This window comes from Rhizobium rosettiformans W3, assembly GCF_004912135.1.
GTDB classification, from domain to species: domain Bacteria; phylum Pseudomonadota; class Alphaproteobacteria; order Rhizobiales; family Rhizobiaceae; genus Allorhizobium; species Allorhizobium rosettiformans.
In genome coordinates, this window is the sequence record NZ_STGU01000019.1 from 45428 (window position 1) to 53690 (window position 8263).

Genomic DNA, 8263 nt, shown 5'->3' on the forward strand with positions numbered 1-8263 from the left:
TATGCGCAAAGCCATTCGACTTGGCAAGAGCGATTGTCGCGGGAAAAGGCGGGGAAGGGGTGTCTGACGGGGTGTGCGTATGCGGCGGCGTCGGGCGGTGGCGCATTAACCGTCTGCTAACCATGATTGCAGCTTTGCGCCCCTCGCGATCATTCAAATTGTGACTTTTCCCATTTTGGTCATTTTTCCACGAGAGTTATTGCGCTGACGTGAGCGAGGCATGGGGGCTTCGCGGATGGGGCGCGATGATTGCAGGCCCTGCTGATGTGAAGTGGGACTGATGCAGTTTTCGATCGCTGGCCGCCTGGCCAATTCGGGGAAGTGGTTCGGGCTTGTGCTGTTGTGCGCCTTTACCGCCTCCTGTTCGACCACCAAGACGGCTGAGAAGCCGAAGCGGTCGAAGGAGTATTTCGCCGAATCGATCTATGGCGTGAAGGCGAGCCCGCGGGTCGTGGCGAGCGGTCCCGTTCCCAAGGGCGGCGGACGCTATATGGTCGGCAAGCCCTATGTGGTGAAGGGCAAGACCTTCGTGCCGCAGGAAAATCCCGATTACGACAAGGTCGGCGTCGCCTCCTGGTATGGGGATGCCTTCCATGGCCGGATGACGGCGAATGGCGAGCTTTACGACAAGGAGCATCTGTCGGCGGCCCATCCGACGCTGCCGCTGCCAAGTTATGCCCGCGTCACCAATCTCAACACCGGCAGCTCCGTCATCGTGCGCATCAACGACCGCGGTCCGTTCCACAAGGGGCGGATCATCGACCTGTCGCGCAAGACGGCCGACATGCTGGACATGAAGCACAGCGGGACCGGCGAGGTGCGCGTGCAGTATATCGGGCCGGCGCGGCTCGACGGGCATGACATGCCCTATCTCATGGCGTCCTATATCCGGAAGGGCGAACGCGGACCGGTCATCGATCCCGGCGGTCAGATTGCATCCGGCGTGATGGTGGCCTCAAACGAGGTCAAGACGCCTGATTATCAGCCCCCGGTGGCAACGACCTATCAGACCGCTCTGGCTGGTCCGACACCGAGCGGCAATGCTCAGCCCCAGACTCTCGATGCGCAATTGCTGATGCAGGGCAGCGCCGGTGCTGCGGGCACTGGCGTGGTTTCCGGCGAGAGCTTCGCGGCCCTGCCGGACTTCGGCCCGACGCCGATGCCGCGGCCGCACCACATCGATGGCTATGACGGCTCCGGCTATGCGGCGGCCTTCGTGGAAGAGCGTTCGGACACCGGCGCGCTTGCCTTCGATGCCATTCTCGTGCGCAATGGCAGCCTCACCGAGCGCTCGATTCTCTCCTCGGTCGCAAGCGGCGGCATCCGGCTCTCCACAGGCCGCTAAGCCGGTCGGCGGTGCGTCGCGGCGAGAATGCGGGTGTTCCGACACCGAGACTGGCCAGCCGAAGTGTGATCATGCGTATCTTCTCCACCGTCGTCCTGCTTCTGGCGAGCCTTCTGTCGCTTGGACTTCCGTCCCCGGCGGCATTTGCGCAGACGGCGGCACCGGCGCCGTTGATCGAGAGCAAGGCAGCGCAGGTCTATCTCATCGAAGCCTCGACGGGCACGGTGCTCTTTTCCAAGGACGAGACGAAGAGTTTTGCGCCGGCGTCGCTTGCCAAGCTGATGACGCTCGAAGTGGTGTTCGATGCGCTGAAGAAGGGCGAGATCCGGCCCGACACGATTTATCCGGTTTCGGAATATGCCTGGCGCACGGGCGGCGCGCCGTCCCGAACCTCGACCATGTTCGCGGCGGTCAAAAGCCAGGTGCCGGTTGCCGATCTCATCAAGGGGATCGCGGTCCAGACCGCAAATGATGGCTGCCTGATCATTGCCGAGGGCATGGCCGGATCAGAGGCAAAATTCGTCGAGCGAATGAATGCGCGCGCAGCCGAACTCGGGCTCACCGAAAGCCATTTCGCCAACGCGACCGGACTTCCGCATCCCGACAACCGTTCGACGCTGGTCGACCTGGTCAAGCTCGCGCGGCATCTGGTCGAGGCCTATCCGGATCTCTACCAGACCTTCAGCCTCGCCGAGTTCGAGTGGAACAAGATCCTGCAGCGCAACCGCAATCCGCTTCTGCCGATCGGGGCGGACGGGCTTGGCACCGGCTTTGCCGAGGAGAGCGGCTTTGCCATCATCGCTTCCATGGAGCGGGATGGGCGACGGCTGTTCCTCGGGTTGAGCGGTGCCCAGACCGACAAGGAGCGAACGGAGGAAGCGACGCGCCTCCTGAACTGGGGTTTCGACGGCTTCGAGATGCGCACGTTGTTCAAGCCCGGCGAAGTGGTCGGCGAGGCAAGCGTCTATGGCGGCAATCCCTCCAAGGTGCCGCTGGTGGCACATGGGCCGGTCGAGGTCTATGTGCCGATCAACAATCCCGACCGGCTGCAGGCCCGGATCGTGTATCGCTGGCCGCTCAAGCCGCCGCTAGCTGCGGATCGGGAGATCGCGACGCTCAACATCCTGTCAGGCGAGCGGCCACTTGTCAGCGTGCCGCTGAAGAGTGCGCAGGCAGTCGAGGTCGGCACACTGCGCCAGCGCGCCTGGGATGCGGTGATCGAGCTCCTGTTCTTCTGGATGTGACGAAAATCCGCATCCTCCGCGTGCTTCACGGTTTCGCTGAAGACGATCTTGGGTTAGAGCCGTAGGCAGGCCCGCAAGGGTGAATTTCAGACGCCTCAGGCGGGAAGTAGGCAAGGCATTGGCGACGGCGCGCGGATTGTTCGTGAGTTTCGAGGGAGGCGAGGGGGCCGGCAAGTCCACCCAGATACGTCTTCTGGCGGACAGTCTGCGGGAGAAGGGCCATACCGTGATCACGACCCGCGAACCGGGGGGATCGGCCGGAGCCGAAGCGCTTCGTCATGTGCTGCTCTCGGGCGCGGCAGAACCCTTCGGGGTGCGCATGGAGGCTTTGCTGTTTGCGGCGGCGCGCGCCGATCACCTTGACTGCGTGATCCGTCCGGCACTGGCGCGCGGCGAGATCGTGCTCTGTGACCGTTTCGTCGATTCCTCCCGGGTCTATCAGGGGGTCACCGGCAATATCGAGCCACCGCTGATGGAGGCGCTCGAGCGGGTGTCGATCGGAAAGACCATGCCCGACATCACGCTGGTGCTGGACCTCGCCGCCGAAGTCGGACTGCAGCGAGCGAGGCGACGGGCAGGAGCGTTGAGCGAGGCGACGGCGCCGGATCGGTTCGAGAAGGAAAAGCTCGAAGTGCACGAGAAGCGCCGCCAGGGCTTCCTCGACATCGCGAACCGTGAACCCGAACGCTGCCGCGTGGTCGATGCGTCCTTCGACGTCGACCATATCGCGCGGGACATCCTTTTCGAGGTGACGCACGCGCTTGCCCGTCAGGCGGGTAGCGCAGCCGATACGGAGCAGGCGGCGCGGTCATGAGCGAGGAAAGGGCAGGGCTGCTCGACGGGGCGATTGCGCCGGTCAGCAATGTGAAACTGTTCGGACACGAGGCGGCGGAAGAGTTTCTGGCGCGCAGCTATCGCTCGGGCAAGGGGCACCATGCGGTGCTGATCGAGGGACCGGAGGGGATCGGAAAGGCGACGCTTGCCTTTCGTTTTGCGAACCACATCCTGCGTCATCCCGAGCCGGCCAGTGCGCCCGAGACCCTGTCCGATCCGGATCCGGATCACCCGGTCACACGGCAACTCGCCTCCGGTGCCAGCCACAATCTGCTGCATCTGCATCGGCCGGTGGACGAGAAGACCGGCCGGGTGCGCAGCGCGATCACCGTGGACGAGGTGCGCAAGGCGGGTCACTTCTTCAGCCAGACGTCGGGGACCGGCAACTGGCGTATCGTCATCATCGACCCCGCCGACGATCTCAACCGCAATGCGGCGAATGCCATCCTGAAGATCCTGGAGGAACCGCCGAAGCGGGCGATGTTCCTCGTGCTTTCCCATGCGCCCGGCAAACTGTTGCCGACCATCCGCTCGCGCTGCCTGCCGCTTCGGCTGCATGAACTGTCGCCTGAAGCCATGGACAAGGCGCTGGGGCAGCTTGGGCTGTCGATCCCAGCGGACAGGCGGGAGGCGGTTCTGGCGCTTGCCAAGGGCAGCGTGGCGCGGGCGTTGAAACTGGTGAATTATGGAGGCGCCGATATCCTCGACGCCTTCGATCAGATGCTTGCGGCGTCAGGACCCTCGCAGCGCAAGATGATGTTCAAGATCGCCGAGGCGCTGTCGGGCAAGGATAGCGACGTGGCCTTCGGCTTCTTCACCGAGCATCTGGGCGACCATCTTGCGGCGACGGCACGGCAGCTGGCGCTTGAAGGCGATCTCGGTGGGGCCGAGCATTTCGCGCGGCTGTCCTCCACGATCAACCAGCAGCTCGGCATCGCCGCGGCCTACAATCTCGACCGCAAGCAGACGATGCTCGATGTGCTCGGCGCGATCGTGCGTTGAACATGCCCGATCGGGGCTCTCTGCGGTTCCTGGTGGCGCTGCAGCAAAACGGATGTTCCTAAAGCCAGCGGAATGTTTTAAGAGCGTTCGACCCCATTTGTTTTTGCCGTGCATGGTGGCTGATCCGCGCCGCCATGGTCTGGCCGCAAGACAATCGCACACGACCATCGCAACCGACGAAAAGACAACAAGAAGCCATGAGCGATCCCTACTACATCACCACTGCCATCTCCTACCCGAACGGCAAGCCGCATATCGGCCATGCCTATGAGCTGATCGCGACCGATGCCATGGCGCGGTTCCAGCGGCTCGACGGCCGGGATGTGTTCTTCCTGACGGGCACGGACGAGCACGGGCAGAAGATGCAGCAGACGGCACGTGCCGAAGGGATAACGCCGGAGGCTCTGGCCGAGCGGAACTCGAACGAATTCCGTGAGATGGGCAAGCTGCTCAATTCCTCGAACGACGACTTCATCCGCACGACCGAAAAGCGCCATCACGAGACGGTGCAGGAAGTCTGGCGCCGCATGGAGAAGAACGGCGACGTCTACAAGGGCGGCTATGCCGGCTGGTACTCAGTGCGCGACGAGGCCTATTACCAGGAAGAGGAAACCGAGCTGCGTGCCGATGGCGTGCGCTACGGGCCGCAGGGCACGCCAGTCGAATGGGTGGAAGAGGAAAGCTATTTCTTCAAGCTCTCGGCCTATGAAGACAAGCTTCTCAAGCTCTACGAAGACCAGCCGGATTTCATCGGCCCGAACGAGCGCCGCAACGAGGTGATCTCGTTCGTCAAGTCGGGGCTCAAGGATCTCTCGATCTCGCGCACCACCTTCGACTGGGGCATCAAGGTGCCTGGCGACGACAAACATGTCATGTATGTCTGGGTCGATGCGCTGACCAACTACATCACAGCGACCGGTTACGTCGAAGACGAAAACGGCCCGCGGGCGAAATACTGGCCGGCGGACGTGCACATCATCGGCAAGGACATCATCCGTTTCCACGCCGTCTACTGGCCGGCCTTCCTGATGTCGGCGGGCCTGCCTTTGCCGCAGCGCGTTTACGCCCATGGCTTCCTGCTCAACAAGGGCGAGAAGATGTCGAAGTCGCTCGGCAATGTCGTCGACCCGGTGAACCTCGTAAACCACTTCGGTCTCGACCAGGTGCGCTATTTCTTCCTGCGTGAAGTTTCCTTCGGTCAGGACGGCAGCTATTCGGAAGAGGGGATCGGCACGCGCATCAATGCCGATCTCGCCAATGGCATCGGCAATCTGGCCTCGCGCTCGCTGTCGATGATCAACAAGAATTGCGAGGGCCGGGTGCCGACACCCGGTGCGCTGACAGCCGAGGACGAGGCGATCCTGAAGATTGCCGACGAGGCGATCGACATCTGCCGCGAGGAGATGGGCAAGCAGCAGATCCACAAGGCTGTGGCCGCGATCATCAACATCGTCAACGAAGCCGACCGCTATTTCGCGGCACAGGCGCCGTGGGTGTTGAAGAAGACTGACGAGGCGCGCATGGGCACGGTGCTTTATGTGACGGCTGATGTCGTGCGCCAGATCGCGATCCTGTTCCAGCCGATCATGCCGGAAACCTCGGCGAAGATCCTCGATCTCGTGGCGGTCGCCGAAGAAGACCGCGTGTTTGCAACGCTCGGCGCTGCCGGCCGTCTGCAGCCTGGCACGGAACTGCCGGCACCCTCGCCGGTTTATCCGCGTTACGTCGCCCCGGACGCGGGCAAGGCCTGACACCATGCTGATCGATACCCATTGCCATCTCGACTTCGCCGATTTCGACAGCGAGCGTGACGAGCTTGTCACGCGGGCGCACCAGGCCGGCGTGAAGCAGATGGTGACGATCTCGACGCGCGTCAGGAAGCTCGAGACGCTTTTGGCACTCACGGAGCGCTATCCGAGCGTCTTCTGCTCTGTCGGTACGCATCCGAACAATGCCGGCGACGAGCTGGATGTGACGGCGGACGAGCTGGTGAAGCTTGCCGAGAGCCATGAGAAGATCGTGGCTATCGGCGAGGCGGGACTTGATTACTTCTACGACACGCAGAAGCCCGAGGACCAGAAGACCGGCCTGATCCGCCACATCGAGGCGGCCCGGCGGACGGGTCTTCCGCTCGTCATCCATAGCCGCAGTGCGGATGAGGACATGGCGGATATCCTGACTACGGAAACAGGGAAGGGGGCCTTCCCCTTCATCCTGCACTGCTTCTCCTCCGGCCAGGCGCTGGCCGACACCGGTGTTGCGCTCGGCGGCTATGTCTCCTTCTCCGGCATCGTGACCTTCCCGAAATCGGAAGGGTTGCGCGAGATCGCCAAGACCGTGCCGATGGACCGGCTGCTGGTCGAGACGGATGCGCCTTATCTGGCGCCGAAGCGCTGGCGTGGAAAACGCAACGAGCCGTCCTATGTGGTGAATACGGCCGAGGTGCTGGCGGAGGTGAAGGGCGTGAGTTACGCGGAGATGGCCGAGATCACCACCGAGAACGCCTTCCGCTGCTTCTCCAAGATGCCGCGGCTGGCTTGAGGGAGCTTCGATGAAGGTCACGCGCCGGTTCACGCTGCTCGGTTGTTCCTCGTCTCCCGGCGTTCCCAGGATCAATGGCGACTGGGGCAATTGCGATCCTGACAATCCGCGTAACCGGCGCACCCGCGCGTCCTTCCTGATCGAGCAGATCGGAGCCGGTGGCGGCAAGACGACCGTCGTCGTCGATACCGGCCCAGATTTTCGCGAGCAGATGATCCGCGCGAAGGTTGAGCATATCGATGCGGTCATCTACAGCCATGCCCATGCCGACCACCTGCATGGGATCGACGATCTGCGCGGCTATTTCATCACCCAGAAGAACCGGATCCCGATCTATGCCGAGCCTGTGACCATGGCGCGCATCGAAGACGGCTTCGGCTATTGCCTGAAGACGCCGGCCGGCAGCAGCTATCCGCCGATCGTCGCGCCGATCATCATCGAGGCTCTCGATCAGCCGATCGAGATCTCTGGCGCCGGCGGGACCATCAGCCTCCTGCCGCTGAAACAGCAGCATGGTGACATCATCTCAATTGGTCTCCGCGTCGGCGACGTCGCCTATTGCTGTGACATCTCCGACTTTCCCGAGGAGACGGTTGCGAAGCTCTCCGGGCTCGACCTGCTTTACATCGATGCTCTGCAATACCGGCCGCATCCGAGCCATCTGTCGCTCGAGCAGGCGCTGGGCTGGATCGAGCGGCTCGGGCCGAGACAGGCTGTCCTGACCCATATGCATACGCCGCTGGATTACGAGACGGTCATGGGCGAGACGCCACCGCATGTCGAGCCGGGATATGACGGATTTGTTATTGAAAAACAATTGGATATCTGAGCTTGATCCTGCGATCACTTCATGTATATGCTCTATCTAATTGAAAAATAATAGATTCAAGGTGCGGGATAGAGCAGGGGTCTTGACGAGGAGTTGGGTGATGGCGCTGCAGACCAAGCTGGACAACCTCTAACGCGCATCCCGGCCGGGTCTGGGAGCCTCAATGCCGCAGGCGTGGAGAATCTCTAAAAAGATCAATATTTGAAGGTACTTCTGCCGTGACGTTCATGCGCCGCTTCCGGTCAAAACATCGCAAGAGTGTCATTGATCGCTTCCCGGGTTTCGCGCCGATCCTGACCGGGGCGACGCTGCGTGAGCGGTTGATCGGATGTCTGGGCGCGCTCATCGGCATCAGCCTGACGGGCTTCATCTGCAATCTCGCGATCGGCGGCGATCCGCAATTGCCGCTGATCGTGGCACCGATGGGCGCCTCGGCGGTGCTGCTGTTTGCCGTACCGGCGAGCCCGC

The 8263-nt window shown here is 62.5% G+C and carries 8 protein-coding genes; all 8 read left to right on the forward strand.

Annotated elements, in window-relative coordinates; genetic code table 11:
• Positions 1-280 precede the first annotated feature (280 nt).
• On the forward strand, positions 281-1345 hold the full coding sequence (locus tag FAA86_RS21815) for a septal ring lytic transglycosylase RlpA family protein (RefSeq protein WP_136543120.1): 1065 nt from the start codon (positions 281-283) through the stop codon (positions 1343-1345).
• A gap of 71 nt (positions 1346-1416) precedes the next feature.
• Positions 1417-2589 (forward strand): D-alanyl-D-alanine carboxypeptidase family protein, encoded by a 1173-nt coding sequence (locus FAA86_RS21820; RefSeq protein ID WP_136543122.1) that lies wholly within the window; start codon positions 1417-1419, stop codon positions 2587-2589.
• Positions 2590-2707: 118 nt separating this feature from the next.
• Positions 2708-3403, forward strand: coding sequence for a dTMP kinase (gene tmk, locus FAA86_RS21825; protein WP_136543124.1), 696 nt, complete (start codon positions 2708-2710; stop codon positions 3401-3403).
• Positions 3400-4425 (forward strand): DNA polymerase III subunit delta', encoded by a 1026-nt coding sequence (locus FAA86_RS21830; protein WP_136543126.1) that lies wholly within the window; start codon positions 3400-3402, stop codon positions 4423-4425. Before tmk ends, FAA86_RS21830 begins: the two co-directional genes overlap by 4 nt.
• 134 nt (positions 4426-4559) lie before the next feature.
• Positions 4560-6176 (forward strand): methionine--tRNA ligase, encoded by a 1617-nt coding sequence (gene metG, locus FAA86_RS21835; RefSeq protein WP_281281766.1) that lies wholly within the window; start codon positions 4560-4562, stop codon positions 6174-6176.
• Positions 6177-6180: 4 nt separating this feature from the next.
• Positions 6181-6966: a TatD family hydrolase gene (locus FAA86_RS21840; protein WP_136543130.1), complete on the forward strand. Its 786-nt coding sequence runs from the start codon at positions 6181-6183 to the stop codon at positions 6964-6966.
• A gap of 10 nt (positions 6967-6976) precedes the next feature.
• The gene (locus FAA86_RS21845; protein WP_136543132.1) at positions 6977-7795 is read left to right on the forward strand and encodes an MBL fold metallo-hydrolase; all 819 of its coding nucleotides are present in this window, start codon (positions 6977-6979) and stop codon (positions 7793-7795) included.
• A gap of 227 nt (positions 7796-8022) precedes the next feature.
• Positions 8023-8263: HPP family protein (locus FAA86_RS21850; RefSeq protein ID WP_425467450.1), on the forward strand; the 241-nt coding region annotated here is incomplete at its 3' end.

What these genes read in the sequence shown, in the direction of transcription:
- FAA86_RS21845 (WP_136543132.1), top strand. Translation starts at nt 6,977, where the DNA reads ATGAAGGTCACGCGCCGGTTCACGCTGCTCGGTTGTTCCTCGTCTCCC.
- FAA86_RS21815 (WP_136543120.1), top strand. Translation starts at nt 281, where the DNA reads ATGCAGTTTTCGATCGCTGGCCGCCTGGCCAATTCGGGGAAGTGGTTC.
- FAA86_RS21830 (WP_136543126.1), top strand. Translation starts at nt 3,400, where the DNA reads ATGAGCGAGGAAAGGGCAGGGCTGCTCGACGGGGCGATTGCGCCGGTC.
- FAA86_RS21840 (WP_136543130.1), top strand. Translation starts at nt 6,181, where the DNA reads ATGCTGATCGATACCCATTGCCATCTCGACTTCGCCGATTTCGACAGC.
- metG (WP_281281766.1), top strand. Translation starts at nt 4,560, where the DNA reads ATGGTCTGGCCGCAAGACAATCGCACACGACCATCGCAACCGACGAAA.
- FAA86_RS21820 (WP_136543122.1), top strand. Translation starts at nt 1,417, where the DNA reads ATGCGTATCTTCTCCACCGTCGTCCTGCTTCTGGCGAGCCTTCTGTCG.